Origin of the sequence: Eubacterium xylanophilum ATCC 35991 (assembly GCF_000518685.1) — a bacterium.
GTDB classification, from domain to species: Bacteria; Bacillota; Clostridia; order Lachnospirales; family Lachnospiraceae; genus Eubacterium_F; species Eubacterium_F xylanophilum.
Map to the genome: position 1 here is coordinate 1 of NZ_KI912474.1, position 13,914 is coordinate 13,914.

General features: G+C 40.7%; 26 protein-coding genes and 1 pseudogene. All 27 read left to right on the forward strand.

All coding sequences use genetic code 11. The annotated features are described in order from the left end of the window. Positions 1-148: pseudogene (locus L877_RS13070) on the forward strand (IS200/IS605 family transposase); the annotation flags it as partial. Positions 149-361: 213 nt separating this feature from the next. After that, complete coding sequence (locus L877_RS0110500; protein WP_026836031.1) at positions 362-601, forward strand: AbrB/MazE/SpoVT family DNA-binding domain-containing protein; 240 nt, start codon at positions 362-364, stop codon at positions 599-601. A 403-nt stretch (positions 602-1,004) separates the two neighbouring features. Next, positions 1,005-1,319: a 30S ribosomal protein S10 gene (rpsJ, locus tag L877_RS0110505; RefSeq protein ID WP_026836032.1), complete on the forward strand. Its 315-nt coding sequence runs from the start codon at positions 1,005-1,007 to the stop codon at positions 1,317-1,319. 334 nt (positions 1,320-1,653) lie between these two features. Continuing rightward, complete coding sequence (rplC, locus tag L877_RS0110510) at positions 1,654-2,283, forward strand: 50S ribosomal protein L3 (protein WP_026836033.1); 630 nt, start codon at positions 1,654-1,656, stop codon at positions 2,281-2,283. 24 nt (positions 2,284-2,307) lie between these two features. Next, positions 2,308-2,928 (forward strand): 50S ribosomal protein L4, encoded by a 621-nt coding sequence (gene rplD / locus L877_RS0110515; RefSeq protein WP_026836034.1) that lies wholly within the window; start codon positions 2,308-2,310, stop codon positions 2,926-2,928. Next, positions 2,928-3,227: a 50S ribosomal protein L23 gene (gene rplW / locus L877_RS0110520; protein WP_026836035.1), complete on the forward strand. Its 300-nt coding sequence runs from the start codon at positions 2,928-2,930 to the stop codon at positions 3,225-3,227. Before rplD ends, rplW begins: the two co-directional genes overlap by 1 nt. Before the next feature lie 42 nt (positions 3,228-3,269). After that, positions 3,270-4,115 carry a 50S ribosomal protein L2 gene (gene rplB, locus L877_RS0110525; RefSeq protein WP_026836036.1) on the forward strand — a complete coding sequence of 282 codons (846 nt, stop codon included), beginning with the start codon at positions 3,270-3,272 and terminating at the stop codon, positions 4,113-4,115. A gap of 14 nt (positions 4,116-4,129) precedes the next feature. Continuing rightward, complete coding sequence (gene rpsS, locus L877_RS0110530; RefSeq protein WP_026836037.1) at positions 4,130-4,405, forward strand: 30S ribosomal protein S19; 276 nt, start codon at positions 4,130-4,132, stop codon at positions 4,403-4,405. Between the two features lie 72 nt (positions 4,406-4,477). Beyond that, the gene (gene rplV / locus L877_RS0110535) at positions 4,478-4,864 is read left to right on the forward strand and encodes a 50S ribosomal protein L22 (RefSeq protein ID WP_034785696.1); all 387 of its coding nucleotides are present in this window, start codon (positions 4,478-4,480) and stop codon (positions 4,862-4,864) included. A 17-nt stretch (positions 4,865-4,881) separates the two neighbouring features. Next, positions 4,882-5,544, forward strand: a complete 663-nt coding sequence (rpsC, locus tag L877_RS0110540; protein ID WP_026836039.1) for a 30S ribosomal protein S3 — start codon at positions 4,882-4,884, stop codon at positions 5,542-5,544. Then, positions 5,544-5,981: a 50S ribosomal protein L16 gene (gene rplP, locus L877_RS0110545; RefSeq protein ID WP_026836040.1), complete on the forward strand. Its 438-nt coding sequence runs from the start codon at positions 5,544-5,546 to the stop codon at positions 5,979-5,981. The genes rpsC and rplP overlap by 1 nt, the downstream gene beginning before the upstream one ends. Further along, positions 5,971-6,180 (forward strand): 50S ribosomal protein L29, encoded by a 210-nt coding sequence (rpmC, locus tag L877_RS0110550; RefSeq protein ID WP_026836041.1) that lies wholly within the window; start codon positions 5,971-5,973, stop codon positions 6,178-6,180. The genes rplP and rpmC overlap by 11 nt, the downstream gene beginning before the upstream one ends. A gap of 18 nt (positions 6,181-6,198) precedes the next feature. After that, positions 6,199-6,453: a 30S ribosomal protein S17 gene (gene rpsQ / locus L877_RS0110555; protein ID WP_026836042.1), complete on the forward strand. Its 255-nt coding sequence runs from the start codon at positions 6,199-6,201 to the stop codon at positions 6,451-6,453. A gap of 82 nt (positions 6,454-6,535) precedes the next feature. After that, positions 6,536-6,904 (forward strand): 50S ribosomal protein L14, encoded by a 369-nt coding sequence (rplN, locus tag L877_RS0110560; RefSeq protein WP_026836043.1) that lies wholly within the window; start codon positions 6,536-6,538, stop codon positions 6,902-6,904. 12 nt (positions 6,905-6,916) lie between these two features. Beyond that, positions 6,917-7,225 carry a 50S ribosomal protein L24 gene (gene rplX / locus L877_RS0110565; protein WP_026836044.1) on the forward strand — a complete coding sequence of 103 codons (309 nt, stop codon included), beginning with the start codon at positions 6,917-6,919 and terminating at the stop codon, positions 7,223-7,225. 18 nt (positions 7,226-7,243) lie between these two features. Next, complete coding sequence (gene rplE / locus L877_RS0110570; RefSeq protein WP_026836045.1) at positions 7,244-7,783, forward strand: 50S ribosomal protein L5; 540 nt, start codon at positions 7,244-7,246, stop codon at positions 7,781-7,783. Between the two features lie 15 nt (positions 7,784-7,798). Beyond that, a complete protein-coding gene (locus L877_RS0110575) occupies positions 7,799-7,984 on the forward strand; it encodes a type Z 30S ribosomal protein S14 (RefSeq protein ID WP_026836046.1) in 186 nt (61 codons plus the stop codon). 27 nt (positions 7,985-8,011) lie between these two features. Beyond that, complete coding sequence (gene rpsH / locus L877_RS0110580) at positions 8,012-8,413, forward strand: 30S ribosomal protein S8 (RefSeq protein ID WP_026836047.1); 402 nt, start codon at positions 8,012-8,014, stop codon at positions 8,411-8,413. Between the two features lie 90 nt (positions 8,414-8,503). Further along, positions 8,504-9,046 (forward strand): 50S ribosomal protein L6, encoded by a 543-nt coding sequence (rplF, locus tag L877_RS0110585; RefSeq protein ID WP_026836048.1) that lies wholly within the window; start codon positions 8,504-8,506, stop codon positions 9,044-9,046. Between the two features lie 15 nt (positions 9,047-9,061). Beyond that, positions 9,062-9,430, forward strand: a complete 369-nt coding sequence (gene rplR / locus L877_RS0110590) for a 50S ribosomal protein L18 (RefSeq protein ID WP_026836049.1) — start codon at positions 9,062-9,064, stop codon at positions 9,428-9,430. A 35-nt stretch (positions 9,431-9,465) separates the two neighbouring features. Then, positions 9,466-9,975: a 30S ribosomal protein S5 gene (gene rpsE / locus L877_RS0110595; RefSeq protein ID WP_026836050.1), complete on the forward strand. Its 510-nt coding sequence runs from the start codon at positions 9,466-9,468 to the stop codon at positions 9,973-9,975. 17 nt (positions 9,976-9,992) lie between these two features. After that, the gene (gene rpmD / locus L877_RS0110600) at positions 9,993-10,175 is read left to right on the forward strand and encodes a 50S ribosomal protein L30 (RefSeq protein WP_026836051.1); all 183 of its coding nucleotides are present in this window, start codon (positions 9,993-9,995) and stop codon (positions 10,173-10,175) included. A 25-nt stretch (positions 10,176-10,200) separates the two neighbouring features. Next, positions 10,201-10,641, forward strand: a complete 441-nt coding sequence (rplO, locus tag L877_RS0110605; protein WP_026836052.1) for a 50S ribosomal protein L15 — start codon at positions 10,201-10,203, stop codon at positions 10,639-10,641. Further along, positions 10,641-11,972, forward strand: coding sequence for a preprotein translocase subunit SecY (gene secY / locus L877_RS0110610; RefSeq protein WP_026836053.1), 1,332 nt, complete (start codon positions 10,641-10,643; stop codon positions 11,970-11,972). Before rplO ends, secY begins: the two co-directional genes overlap by 1 nt. Before the next feature lie 106 nt (positions 11,973-12,078). After that, positions 12,079-12,720, forward strand: a complete 642-nt coding sequence (locus tag L877_RS0110615; RefSeq protein WP_026836054.1) for an adenylate kinase — start codon at positions 12,079-12,081, stop codon at positions 12,718-12,720. Positions 12,721-12,824: 104 nt separating this feature from the next. Continuing rightward, a complete protein-coding gene (gene map / locus L877_RS0110620) occupies positions 12,825-13,583 on the forward strand; it encodes a type I methionyl aminopeptidase (RefSeq protein WP_026836055.1) in 759 nt (252 codons plus the stop codon). Between the two features lie 45 nt (positions 13,584-13,628). Next, positions 13,629-13,847: a translation initiation factor IF-1 gene (infA, locus tag L877_RS0110625; protein ID WP_022341210.1), complete on the forward strand. Its 219-nt coding sequence runs from the start codon at positions 13,629-13,631 to the stop codon at positions 13,845-13,847. Positions 13,848-13,914: the final 67 nt, after the last annotated feature.

Genomic DNA, 13,914 nt, shown 5'->3' on the forward strand with positions numbered 1-13,914 from the left:
TTATTATGTAGATACTGTTGGGAAAAATGCAAAGAAAATACAGGAGTATATACGTAATCAGATACAAGAGGATTTGGAATACGATCAAATGTCATTGAAAGAGTATTATGACCCGTTTACGGGTGAGCCGGTAAAACAAGGCAAGTAAATTCATGAGCCCAAGGGGCTCTGCCAGAAAATGTAGTGCGGTTGGCGGACTGTTCAGTGCGTCTTTAGACGCAAGCAGGGAACAGCGGCTTATAGCCGCAGAACAAACCACCGGCTAAGCCGGTGGTCATGATTTTAAGGGGCAAAGTTTTATTGCTAAATCTGTTGACAATGAAAGTCGCGAGGTATATACGTGGTTTGAGAGGTGATGTTTATGACGACCAAGATTAAATCGTGGGGCAATAGCTGTGGGATAAGGATTCCAGCTAGCGTTCTTGAGGATGCAGGCATGAAAGTGGAGGACGAAATTGATATCAGAATTGACGGTTCCGATATTGTCTTGTCAAAGAAAGTGCGCCATAAAAGCCTAGAAGAACGGATGGCAGCTTATGGTGGCAAACTCAGATTGATGAAATATGATTGGGGAGAGCCTAAGGGAAGGGAGATGTGGTAGTATCGGATGCAATACAGGGGATTTTTGATTATATTTAATAAGTTATGATATAGTGTGCAGAAGTGTGTTTGAAAATTTTTAAAAAAAGTACTTGCATTTTCAAAAGAATTAGTGTAAAATATTAGTTGCTGTGACATGATAGCGAAGAAGCGCGAGGTTGCCGCTAAGAATTTAGCGGGTTTTCCGTGGAGCGAATGTCAAGAGACCACGTAGTTGGTCGGTAAACCTGACGGCAAGTCACTGTACGTAACATAGCTTCTGCCTAAGAGCAGATAAACGTGTGAGTCGCATACCGCCTATGGCGGATTTTTGAATGAACCGGAGCGATACACACGGATGAGTGTACAGTCACCACTTGTCGTACTATAAAATTATTCAGTACGAAAAGGAGGCGGCTTTTTTTATGGCAAGTCAACAGACAATTAGAATCATTTTAAAAGCATACGATCATCAATTAATCGATAACGCTGCAAGAAAGCTTATCGACACAGTAAAAAAATCAGGAGCAAAGGTTAGTGGACCAGTTCCACTTCCAACTAAGAAGGAAGTTGTTACTATTCTTAGAGCTGTACATAAGTACAAAGACTCCCGTGAGCAGTTCGAGCAGAGAACTCACAAGAGATTGATCGATGTGATTAAGCCATCACAGAAAACAGTAGATGCATTGACAAGACTCGAGATGCCTGCTGGTGTAGCAATCGATATTAAGATGAAATAATCCACGACTTCATCTTATTATATAGAAGATAAGCGATCAAGTGATGCAAGATCGCAAGAAGCATTCATTTATAGTTAAAGGCTTCAAGGGAAGTCGGGATGAATGTGACAGGGCAAAAGCAGGCCCTGGTCCTAATTAGGTCGAGATTCTCCGGTTCAGAGTCCATGGCCATCTAGGATGATTGCTTTCCGCTATCTTGGCAAGCTGAGATGTTTGCCGCGAAGCTCGGAACATTTTCCTCGGGAAAGAGGAAAAGACGCGATAAAGGCGTGAGCCGGTCCAGAGGACAAGATATGAAAACGATCCGCTGTAGATAATTTAGGAGGTAAGAAAAATGAAAAAAGCTATTGTAGCTACAAAAGTTGGAATGACACAGATTTTCAACGAAGACGGTGTTTTGACACCAGTTACTGTGCTTAAGGCTGGTCCAGTCGTAGTAACTCAGATCAAGAATGAAGAGACTGATGGTTACAGCGCAGTTCAGGTAGGATATGGCGAAATTCGTGAGAAGTTGGTCAATAAGCCTGAAAAAGGACACTTTGCAAAAGCAGGTGTTGATAACAAGAGATTCCTCACAGAGTTCAAGTTTGAGAACGCAGAGGAGTTTGAGTTAGGACAAGAGATTAAAGCAGATATCTTTGAAGCCGGTGACAAGATTGATGTAACCGCAACAAGCAAAGGTAAGGGATTCCAGGGTGCTATTAAGCGTCACGGACAGTCCAGAGGACCTATGGGTCACGGCTCCAAATTTCATAGACATGCTGGTTCTAACGGTTCCGCATCTGATCCAAGTAAGGTATTCAAAGGAAAGAAGATGCCTGGTCAGATGGGTGCAGTAAAGGTTACCATCCAGAACCTTGAGGTAGTTAAGGTTGACGCTGAGAATGATCTTCTCCTCGTTAAGGGTGCAGTACCGGGACCTAAGAAATCAACAGTTATAATCAAAGAATCCGTAAAGGCATAACTTTCGGAAAGGAGGATTACACAGATGGCAAGCGTATCTGTTTATAATATGGAAGGCAAAGAGACAGGAAAAATCGAATTGAACGATTCTATCTTTGCTGCTCCAATAAATGAACATTTAGTTCACATGGCAGTTGTATTACAACTTGCAAATAAGCGTCAGGGAACTCAGAAAGCGAAGACTCGTTCAGAAGTTCGCGGCGGAGGAAGAAAACCATGGAGACAGAAGGGAACAGGACATGCAAGACAGGGTTCTATCCGTTCTCCACAGTGGAAAGGTGGCGGAGTAGTATTCGCACCAGTTCCAAGAGATTATTCATTCAAGATGAACAAGAAAGAGAAGTCAGCTGCTCTTAAGGCTGCATTGTCAGCTAAGGTTAGCGAGAACAAGCTCTTCGTAGTAGATGAGATGAGTCTTGATGCTCCTAAGACTAAGGCAATCAAGAGTCTCATGGATAATCTTGAGACAAGTAAAGCATTGGTAGTAGTTGAGGCTGATAACAAGAATGCTACACTTTCAGTTCGTAACATTCCTACAGCAAGAGGAATCTATGCAAACTCTATCAACGTATATGACATTCTTAAGTATGATAATGTAATTCTTACTAAGGATGCTGTAAAAGCAATCGAGGAGGTGTACGCATAATGGCAGATTTGAAGTATTATGATGTAATCTCTAAGCCTGTAATCACTGAGAAGTCTATGGCTGGTATGGAGTACAAGAAATATACATTTTATGTACACACAGATGCTACTAAAGCTCAGATTAAAGATGCAGTAGAGAAGATGTTCGCAGGCACAAAAGTTGCTAAGGTTAACACTATGAATTGCGACGGTAAGAGTCGCAGACGTGGTATGACAACAGGAAAGACTGCTAAGAGAAAGAAAGCAATCGTCCAGTTGACAGAGGATAGCGCGGATATCGAGATTTTTGAAGGACTATAAGATCACATTTAATATAATGTAAATTTGAAAGGAGTGTAACAAATGGGAATTAAGACATTTAACCCATATACACCTTCTAGAAGACAGATGTCAGGACATGACTTTGCAGAGATTACAAAGACTACTCCTGAGAAGTCTCTTACAACTTCACTCGCAAAGCATGCAGGACGTAATGCTCAGGGTAAGATCACTGTAAGACACCGTGGAGGCGGTTCTAGAAGAAAGTACAGAATCATTGACTTTAAGAGAAATAAGGATGGTATTCCTGCTACAGTTAAAAGCATTGAGTATGATCCAAATCGTACAGCAAATATCGCACTTATCTGCTATGCAGATGGTGAGAAAGCATATATTCTTGCACCAGCTGGACTTAAGGTTGGTATGCAGGTTATGAACGGCGAGAAAGCCGAGATTAAAGTAGGTAACTGCTTAGAGCTTAAGGATATTCCGGTTGGTACAGTAGTACACAACATCGAGTTGTATCCTGGTCACGGTGGACAGTTCGTTCGTTCAGCAGGAAATGGTGCTCAGCTCATGGCTAAAGAAGGAAAGTACGCAACACTTCGTATGCCTTCAGGTGAGATGAGAATGGTTCCAATCATTTGCCGTGCTACAGTTGGTCAGGTTGGAAATGGTGAACACAACCTTATCAACATCGGTAAAGCAGGTCGTAAACGTCATATGGGTATCCGCCCAACAGTTCGTGGTTCTGTTATGAACCCTAATGACCATCCACATGGTGGTGGAGAAGGTAAGACTGGTATCGGTCGTCCAGGTCCATGTACACCTTGGGGTAAACCTGCTCTTGGTCTTAAGACAAGAAAGAAGAATAAGCAGTCTAACAAGATGATTGTTCGTCGTAGAGACGGTAAAGCACTTGCTAAATAAAGGAGGTAAATGAATTGGCTCGTTCATTAAAAAAAGGACCATTCGCTGATGCGCATCTCTTGAAAAAGATTGATGCCATGAACGAATCTGGAGATAAACAAGTAATTAAAACATGGTCACGTCGTTCAACAATTTTTCCGAGCATGGTTGGTCATACAATAGCTGTTCATGACGGAAGAAAACATGTGCCTGTATATATTACAGAAGACATGGTTGGACATAAGCTTGGTGAGTTCGTTGCTACAAGAACTTATCGTGGACATGGTAAAGATGAGAAGAAAGGCCGTTAGGAATTGAGAGGTCTTTGACGGACCATTTTCCTACGGAATTTATAGTTGAATTACTGAAAGGAGGTTTCATCCGTGGCTAAAGGACATAGATCACAGATAAAGAAAGAAAGAAACCAAAATAAAGATAATAGACCATCTGCAAAGTTGTCTTATGCTCGTATTTCTGCTCAGAAAGCTGGATTTGTATTAGATGCTATTCGCGGAAAAGACGTGCAGACTGCACTTGGTATTTTAGCATATAATCCTAGATATGCATCAGCAGTAATTGAGAAGCTTTTGAAGTCTGCAATTGCAAATGCTGAGAATAATAATGGAATGGACCCAGAAAATCTCTACGTAGACGAGTGCTTTGCTAACAAAGCAACTACAATGAAGAGAATCCGCCCAAGAGCTCGTGGTATGGCATACAGAATCGAGAAGAGAATGAGCCATATTACAGTAATCTTGAATGAGAGATAGTAGAAAGGAGATCAATAATGGGACAAAAAGTTAATCCTCATGGTTTAAGAGTTGGCGTTATCAAGGATTGGGAATCCAGATGGTTCGCAGAGCCTGAGAATTTCGCTGACAATCTTGTAGAAGATTACAAAATTCGTGAGTTTTTAAAGAAGAAGTTGTATCATGCAGGAATCTCAAAGGTTGAAATCGAGAGAACTGCAGATAAGATTAAAGTTTATGTATATACTGCTAAGCCTGGTGTAGTAATCGGTAAAGGTGGAGCAGAGATTGAGAAGCTTAAAGTTCAGTTGCAGAAGTTCTCTGACAAGAAGATCCTTGTTGATATCAAGGAAGTTAAGAGACCTGACAGCGATGCTCAGCTCGTTGCAGAGAATATTGCTCAGCAGCTTGAGAATCGTATCTCATTCCGTCGTGCTATGAAGTCATGCATGGGACGTGCAATGAGAGCAGGCGCTAAGGGAATTAAGACATCTTGCTCAGGACGTCTTGGTGGAGCTGATATGGCTCGTACAGAGTTCTATAGCGAGGGAAATATTCCTCTTCAGACACTTCGTGCAGACATCGACTATGGATTTGCTGAGGCAAATACTACTTATGGTAAGATTGGTGTTAAAACATGGATTTACCACGGTGAAGTACTTCCAACCAAAGGTGGAAAAAAGGAAGGGAGCGATAAATAATGTTAATGCCAAAGAGAGTAAAACATCGTAAACAGTTTCGTGGCTCTATGAGAGGTAAAGCTACACGCGGTAACAAGATCACTTATGGTGAATATGGTATCGTTGCTACAGAGCCAGCTTGGATTAAATCTAATCAGATAGAGGCAGCCCGTATTGCTATGACACGTTATATCAAGCGTGGTGGTAAAGTTTGGATCAAGATTTTCCCAGACAAGCCAGTAACAAAGACTCCTGCTGAAACTCGAATGGGTAAAGGTAAAGGTGCTCTTGAGTATTGGGTAGCCGTAGTTAAGCCAGGACGTGTAATGTTTGAGATCGCAGGCGTACCTGAAGAGGTTGCTCGTGAAGCTCTTCGTCTTGCAACACACAAACTTCCAGTGAAATGTAAAGTCGTTTCACGTGCAGATTTAGAAGGAGGTAACGGCAGTGAAGAGTAGTGAATTTATGAATGATTTGAATGGCAAATCAGTTGCTGAATTAAATGACGAGTTAGTAGCTGCTAAGAAGGAATTGTTTAACCTTAGATTCCAGAACGCAACAAACCAACTTGACAATACAAGTAGAATAAAAGAAGTAAGACGTAATATTGCTCGTATTCAGACTGTAATGTCTATGGAGCAGAAGGCTTCTAACTAGTAGAAAGGAGGATTTGTTGTGGAAAGAAATCTTAGAAAAACTCGTATAGGTAAGGTTGTAAGCAATAAGATGGACAAGACTGTTGTTGTTGCAGTAGTAGACAACGTTAAGCATCCGCTTTACGGAAAGATCGTAAAGAGAACTTACAAGCTTAAGGCTCATGATGAGCAGAATGAATGTAATATTGGTGACAGAGTAAAAGTTATGGAAACTAGACCTTTGTCTAAAGATAAGAGATGGAGACTTGTTGAGATTATCGAGAAAGCAAGATAATTCTTCTGTTTTAGTAACAAAGTTTAAGTATTATATATCATAATGTAAAGTGTAGGTAACCTACACAAGAATGGAGGTAATTATGGTACAACAGGAAACGAGACTTAGAGTTGCTGATAACACAGGTGCCAAGGAATTACTTTGCATCCGTGTTCTCGGAGGTTCCGTTAGAAGATATGCAGCAGTTGGCGATATTATCGTTGCTACGGTCAAAGATGCAACACCAGGTGGAGTTGTTAAGAAAGGTGACGTAGTTAAGGCTGTTGTAGTTCGTACAGTCAAAGAGATTCGTCGTCCGGACGGTTCATATATACGTTTTGATGAAAACGCAGCGGTTATTATCAAAGATGATAAGACCCCAAGAGGAACTCGTATTTTTGGACCTGTAGCTAGAGAGTTGAGAGATAAGCAGTTTATGAAGATTGTTTCTCTAGCTCCGGAAGTATTATAAGGAGGTGTTCTTGTGGCAACATCAAAGATAAAGAAAGGCGATACTGTAAGAGTTATTGCTGGTGTAGATAAAGGTAAAGAAGGCAAAGTCATCGAAGTAAAAGATGGTAAAGTCAAAGTTGAAGGCGTTAATAAAGTTAAGAAACATGTTAAGCCTAATCAGTCTAATGCTAAGGGCGGAATCGTTGAAGAGGAAGCTGCATTTGATATCTCAAATGTTATGTATGTTGTTGATGGAAAGGTATCTCGAATCGGCTTCAAGACTGAAGATGGTAAGAATAAAGTACGCTACGCAAAAGCTACTGGCGCTGTAATTGATTAATAAGAGGAGGTACTTTAGTTGAGTAGATTAAAAGAGACATATTTGAACGAGATCGTTCCTAATATGCAGAAAAAATTTGAATATGCTAATGTTATGCAAGTACCAAAGCTCGAAAAGGTTGTAATCAACATGGGCGTTGGTGAAGCAAAGGAAAATTCCAAGGTTTTGGATTCAGCTATTAGTGATCTTGAGATTATTGCTGGTCAGAAGGCAGTAGTTACAAGAGCTAAGAAGTCTGTAGCTAACTTTAAACTTCGTGAGGGACAGCCTATTGGTTGTAAAGTTACTCTTCGTGGAGAGAAGATGTATGAGTTCGTTGATCGTTTGGTTAACCTTGCACTTCCACGAGTACGTGACTTCCGTGGAGTTAATCCTAATGCATTTGATGGTCGTGGAAACTATGCACTCGGAATCAAGGAGCAGCTTATTTTCCCTGAAATCGAGTACGATAAGGTAGACAAAGTCAGAGGTATGGACATTATTTTTGTTACTACAGCTGGCACAGACGAAGAAGCACGCGAGTTATTGGCACAGTTTGGTATGCCGTTCAAGAAATAGTTAGGAGGGTTATTCATGGCTAAGAAGTCTATGAAGGTTAAGCAGCAGCGTAAAGCAAAGTTCTCTACAAGAGAGTATAGTCGTTGCAAGATTTGTGGTCGTCCACATGCTTACTTGAGAAAGTACGGAATTTGCAGAATTTGCTTCCGTGAGTTGGCATACAAGGGACAGATTCCAGGTGTTAAAAAAGCAAGCTGGTAATATGTAGATTTAAGGAGGAAACTTAGAATGACAATGAGCGATCCTATTGCAGATATGCTTACAAGAATTCGTAATGCAAATACTGCAAAGCACGATACAGTTGATATTCCTGCTTCTAAGATGAAGACTGCTATCGCAGAGATTCTTGTAAAAGAAGGATATATCAGTAAGTTTGATATTGTTGATAAAGATGGATTTAAGGCAATTCGTATTACTTTGAAATACGGAAAAGACAAGAATGAAAAGATCATTTCAGGTCTCAAGAGAATCTCTAAGCCAGGTTTGCGTATTTACGCCAACGCTGAAGAGCTTCCAAAGGTTCTCGGTGGTCTTGGAATCGCTATTATTTCAACAAATAAGGGCGTTATTACAGACAAAGAAGCACGTAAGTTGAACGTTGGTGGAGAGGTTTTGGCATTCGTTTGGTAGGATTTTACTTGCGAGTGCGGAGGCGGAACATTTTACCTAGATAAATGTTCCCCCCTTTACTGACAAAGATAAATATAGGAGGTACGGCAAATGTCACGAATTGGAAGATTGCCTATCGCGATACCTGCAGGCGTAACTGTAGATATTGCAGAAAATAATAAGGTGACAGTTAAAGGACCAAAGGGAACACTTGAGAGAGTATTGCCTGCGGAAATGAAGATTGAGAAGGACGGAGAAGAAGTTAAGGTTTCTCGTCCAAACGACTTAAAGAAGATGAAGTCTTTACATGGTTTGACAAGAACACTTATCAATAATATGATTATTGGTGTTACTGAGGGTTATGTAAAAGAGCTTGAGGTAAATGGTGTTGGTTACAGAGCTGCAAAGCAGGGTAACAAGCTTGTGCTCAACCTTGGATACTCACATCCAGTAGAGATGACTGATCCAGCTGATCTTGAGGTTACTGTTGATGGACAGAACAAGATTATTATCAAGGGAATTGATAAGGAGAAGGTTGGACAGTACGCAGCTGAGATCCGTGAGAAGAGAGCACCAGAGCCATATAAGGGCAAAGGTATTAAATATGTTGACGAAGTTATCCGCCGCAAGGTTGGTAAGACTGGTAAGAAGTAGAAAGGAGTAATATAGATGGTTAGTAAAGTGAACAGAAGCGAAGTTCGTAGAAATAAGCATAGAAGATTACGTAGCCGTTTGTCAGGTACTCCTGAGAGACCACGTTTGGCAGTATTCAGAAGTAACAATCATATGTATGCTCAGGTTATCGATGATGTTGCTGGAAAGACAATCGTATCTGCATCAACTCTTCAGGGTGATGTTAAGGACGGTTTGGAGAAGACAAACAACGTAGAAGCAGCTACAAAGTTGGGATCTGTTATTGCTAAGAAGGCACTTGACAACGGAATCAAGGAAGTTGTTTTTGACCGTGGTGGATATATTTACCAGGGTAAAGTGAAGGCATTGGCAGAAGCGGCAAGAGAAGCTGGACTTCAGTTCTAAGAAGTCGAACACAGATTATACGAGGAGGATAACTCATGAAACGTGAAATTATTGATGCTAGTCAGTTTGAATTAGAAGATACAGTAGTGTCAATTAAACGTGTAACCAAGGTTGTTAAAGGTGGCCGTAACATGCGCTTCACTGCGTTGGTAGTTGTCGGTGACAAGAATGGACACGTTGGTGCAGGTTTAGGAAAAGCAGCTGAAATTCCTGAGGCTATTCGCAAGGGAAAAGAAGATGCAATGAAGAAGCTTATCGAAGTACCTATTGATGAAAATGGAAGTATTCCACATGATTTCATTGGAAAATTTGGTAGCGCCGAGGTTCTTATGAAGAAATCTCCAGAAGGTACTGGAATCATCGCTGGTGGTCCAGCGCGTTCTGTACTCGAGCTTGCTGGATTTAAGAATATCCGTACAAAGTCATTGGGTTCTCGTAACAAGCAGAACGTAGTACTTGCTACAATTGCTGGTCTTGACAAGATTAAGACTCCAGAAGAAGTAGCAAAGCTTCGCGGATTGTCCGTAGAAGAAGTTTTGGGTTAAGTTAGGAGGGACTTTTCATGGCAGATAAATTAAAAATCACATTAGTTAAGTCAACAATCGGTGCAGTGCCAAAGCAGAGAAAGACTGTAGAAGCACTTGGACTCAGAAAGCTTAACAAGACTGTAGAAATGCCTGATAACAAGGCAGTACGTGGTATGATTCAACAAGTAAGACATTTGGTCAAGGTTGAAGAAATCTAATAATAATCAAGGAGGTGCCAAAACCATGAATTTATCAGAATTAAAGCCTGCAGCAGGTTCAAAGCATGACGATACATTCCGTCGTGGACGTGGACATGGTTCAGGAAATGGTAAGACAGCAGGTAAGGGTCACAAGGGACAGAAAGCTCGTTCTGGTGCACCAAGACCTGGTTTCGAAGGTGGACAGTTGCCACTTTATAGACGACTTCCAAAGAGAGGTTTTACCAATATAAATAGCAAGAACATCGTTGGTATCGGTGTAGATCGCTTGAACGTATTCGAAGATGGAGCTGAGGTAACAGTTGAAGCTCTCATCGAGAAGGGAATCGTTAAGAACCCAAGAGATGGTGTAAAGATCCTTGGAAATGGAGAATTAACCAAGAAGCTTGATGTAAAGGTAGATGCATTCAGTAAGAGTGCAGCTGAAAAGATTCAGGCAGCTGGTGGAAAAGCCGAGGTGATCTAATGCTGGATACGATTAAGAGAGCATTCCAGACCAAAGAGATTCGCAATAAGCTTCTCTTTGTTCTTCTGGGACTTGTAATAGTAAGAATCGGATGTAACATTCCGGTCCCAGGTGTTAATTCCAACGCAATTCAGGATTTGCTCAGCAGCAATAAGGCGCTGAACTTCCTTGATGTTATGACTGGTGGATCATTTACCAGAATGTCCATCTTCGCGTTGAACATTACACCATATATTACATCTTCAATCATAATTCAGCTTTTGACAATTGCAATTCCTAAGTTTGAGGAAATGCAGAAAGATGGAGAAGACGGACGTAAGAAACTTAACGAGTATACTCGTTATCTTTCTATCGTTCTTGCAATTATTGAAGGTGTTGCATTAGTAATTGGTTTCCGTAATCAGAACCTTTTCACATCAGAGGGTTACACACCTGTTATTATCGCAGTAGTTGCTATGACAGCAGGTGCAGCATTTCTTATGTGGTTGGGTGAGCAGATCACAGAAAAAGGAATTGGAAATGGTATTTCAATTATCTTGTTGATCAATATCGTAGCAAGAATTCCAAGTGATTTGATTACATTATACAACCAGTTCATCAAGGGAGCCGGTAACATAACAAATGCTATCGTTGCTGCAGTTATCATTGTTGGTATCATCGTTGCAATGTTTGTATTTATTGTTTGGCTTCAGGATGGAGAGCGTAGAATCCCTGTACAGTATGCAAAGAAGATGCAGGGACGCAAATTATTCGGAGGACAGTCTAGCCATATTCCACTTAAGGTTAATACGGCAGGAGTAATCCCAGTAATCTTTGCAAGTTCTATGCTTCAGCTCCCAATCATTATCGCCAGCTTTGCCGGAGTTCAGCCAAAGTCTGGAGACGGAGCTACACTTTTGGAGAAATTCCTTAAGGTATGCGATCAGAGTAAGTGGTGTAATGTTACTTCATTTGCTGAGTTCAAGTACACACTTGGATTGCTTGTGTATATCGCACTCGTAATCTTCTTCGCATATTTCTATACATCCGTTACATTTAATCCGCTTGAGATTTCTAATAACATGAAGAAGCAGGGTGGATTTATTCCAGGAATTCGTCCTGGTAAACCAACAACGGACTACCTTACAACTATTCTCAATAGTATCATCTTTATTGGTGCAGTAGCAATGGTTATCGTTTGCGTATTGCCAATCATCTTCTCAGGTGCATTCGGAGCAAACGTATCATTTACCGGAACTTCACTTATCATTATTGTTGGAGTTATTATTGAGACATTGAAACAAATTGAATCTCAGTTGCTCGTTCGTAATTATCAGGGATTCTTGCACTAAGAATCGTTTGCTGATATTTCAAGAGTATTAGTAGTTAGAGATAATTGAGTAGGGGGCTATCCTCCTACTCTTTGCTTAAATGTGACTAAATGAAAGGATGATTTCTATGAAGATAGTAATGTTAGGTGCACCTGGTGCAGGAAAAGGCACACAGGCTAAGAAAATATCAGAGAAGTACGGAATTCCACACATCTCAACAGGAGATATTTTCCGCGCGAATATCAAAGAGAATACTGAACTTGGTCAGAAAGCCAAGACATATATGGATAAGGGACTTCTTGTTCCCGATGAATTAGTTGTTGATTTGGTAGTTGATCGTCTTGCTCAGGATGATGCTAAGAAGGGATATGTACTTGATGGATTCCCACGTACAATTCCACAGGCTGAGGCTTTGACTGACGCTCTTGCAAAAATTGGCGAGAAGATGGACTACGCAATTAACGTAGAAGTTCCAGATGAAAATATTGTAAGAAGAATGTCTGGAAGAAGAGCTTGTGTTGCATGTGGTGGAACATATCACATCAAATATAACCCAACAAAAGTAGAGGGTAAATGTGATGCATGTGGCGGAGATCTTATTCTTCGTGACGATGATAAGCCAGAGACAGTTAAGCAGCGTCTCGAGGTATATCATACACAGACACAGCCACTAATTGACTACTATGAAAAAGAAGGCATTATGCGTGAGGTAGACGGAACAGTTGATCTCGAAGATGTATTTAATGCCATTATAGAAATATTAGAGTAATAGTCGTTTAGAAATATTGATATGAAATAGCCCGCAACAAGGCTAGGTTGCGACTACGAATAGGCGAAAGTATGGCTAATAAATCAAATCAATGGAGGAAAAAAATGGCTATAACAATTAAATCTCATTCAGAGATAGAAAAAATGCGTGAGGCGGGAAAGATTCTCGCAGATGTTCATGATAGATTGGGAGAAATCATCGAGCCGGGTATTTCAACCCTTGACATTGATAGAAAAGGCGAAGAAATGATCCGCAAGGCGGGATGTATACCATCATTTTTAAATTATGAGGGATATCCTGCATCAATTTGTGTTTCAGTGAATGACGAGGTTGTTCATGGAATTCCAAACAAGAAAAATATTCTCAAAGAGGGAGACATCGTAAGTCTAGACGCCGGAGTTATCTACGAAGGATATCATTCAGACGCAGCACGTACTTATGGTGTTGGTCAGATCTCAGACGAGGATCAGAGATTAATAGATATTACTAGGGAAAGCTTTTTTGAGGGAATCAAGCTCGCAACTGCCGGAAATCATCTTCATGATATTTCTCAAGCAATTCAGAAGTATGTTGAAGATGCAGGATTTTCTGTAGTAAGAGATCTCGTTGGACATGGAATAGGCTCAAATCTTCATGAAGAACCACAAATACCAAACTTCAAGACCGTCGGAAGAGGACCAAAGTTGCGCGAGGGAATGACTTTGGCAATTGAACCTATGGTAAATATTGGAGATTGGAAAGTATGGATTCTTGAAGATGACTGGACAGTCGTAACCAGAGATGGTTCAAAGTCAGCTCACTATGAAAATACAATATTGATAACAGATAAAGAACCTGAAATATTGTCATTGACAGCTAAATAATATAGTATTCTCCGATGTTTGAGAGTATTATTATGGAGGTAAAGAATGTCAAAAGCAGATGTAATAGAGATTGAAGGAACAGTTGTGGAAAAACTTCCTAATGCTATGTTCCAGGTTGAATTAGAAAATGGTCACAAGGTACTTGCTCATATCAGTGGAAAGCTACGTATGAATTTCATTCGTATTCTCCCTGGTGACAAGGTAACCTTGGAACTTTCACCATACGACCTCACAAAGGGCCGCATCGTATGGAGGGATAAGTAGGAATTGAATATGCATAAAGCATATTCAATTCCGTATATGTCGTATGCGCCAGCATACGGCCCGAGCG

Coding starts and splice junctions, on each gene's coding strand:
- L877_RS0110500 (WP_026836031.1), top strand. CDS start 362: ATGACGACCAAGATTAAATCGTGGGGCAATAGCTGTGGGATAAGGATT.
- rpsJ (WP_026836032.1), top strand. CDS start 1,005: ATGGCAAGTCAACAGACAATTAGAATCATTTTAAAAGCATACGATCAT.
- rplC (WP_026836033.1), top strand. CDS start 1,654: ATGAAAAAAGCTATTGTAGCTACAAAAGTTGGAATGACACAGATTTTC.
- rplD (WP_026836034.1), top strand. CDS start 2,308: ATGGCAAGCGTATCTGTTTATAATATGGAAGGCAAAGAGACAGGAAAA.
- rplW (WP_026836035.1), top strand. CDS start 2,928: ATGGCAGATTTGAAGTATTATGATGTAATCTCTAAGCCTGTAATCACT.
- rplB (WP_026836036.1), top strand. CDS start 3,270: ATGGGAATTAAGACATTTAACCCATATACACCTTCTAGAAGACAGATG.
- rpsC (WP_026836039.1), top strand. CDS start 4,882: ATGGGACAAAAAGTTAATCCTCATGGTTTAAGAGTTGGCGTTATCAAG.
- rplP (WP_026836040.1), top strand. CDS start 5,544: ATGTTAATGCCAAAGAGAGTAAAACATCGTAAACAGTTTCGTGGCTCT.
- rplN (WP_026836043.1), top strand. CDS start 6,536: ATGGTACAACAGGAAACGAGACTTAGAGTTGCTGATAACACAGGTGCC.
- L877_RS0110575 (WP_026836046.1), top strand. CDS start 7,799: ATGGCTAAGAAGTCTATGAAGGTTAAGCAGCAGCGTAAAGCAAAGTTC.
- rpsH (WP_026836047.1), top strand. CDS start 8,012: ATGACAATGAGCGATCCTATTGCAGATATGCTTACAAGAATTCGTAAT.
- rplF (WP_026836048.1), top strand. CDS start 8,504: ATGTCACGAATTGGAAGATTGCCTATCGCGATACCTGCAGGCGTAACT.
- rplR (WP_026836049.1), top strand. CDS start 9,062: ATGGTTAGTAAAGTGAACAGAAGCGAAGTTCGTAGAAATAAGCATAGA.
- rpsE (WP_026836050.1), top strand. CDS start 9,466: ATGAAACGTGAAATTATTGATGCTAGTCAGTTTGAATTAGAAGATACA.
- rpmD (WP_026836051.1), top strand. CDS start 9,993: ATGGCAGATAAATTAAAAATCACATTAGTTAAGTCAACAATCGGTGCA.
- rplO (WP_026836052.1), top strand. CDS start 10,201: ATGAATTTATCAGAATTAAAGCCTGCAGCAGGTTCAAAGCATGACGAT.
- secY (WP_026836053.1), top strand. CDS start 10,641: ATGCTGGATACGATTAAGAGAGCATTCCAGACCAAAGAGATTCGCAAT.
- L877_RS0110615 (WP_026836054.1), top strand. CDS start 12,079: ATGAAGATAGTAATGTTAGGTGCACCTGGTGCAGGAAAAGGCACACAG.
- map (WP_026836055.1), top strand. CDS start 12,825: ATGGCTATAACAATTAAATCTCATTCAGAGATAGAAAAAATGCGTGAG.
- infA (WP_022341210.1), top strand. CDS start 13,629: ATGTCAAAAGCAGATGTAATAGAGATTGAAGGAACAGTTGTGGAAAAA.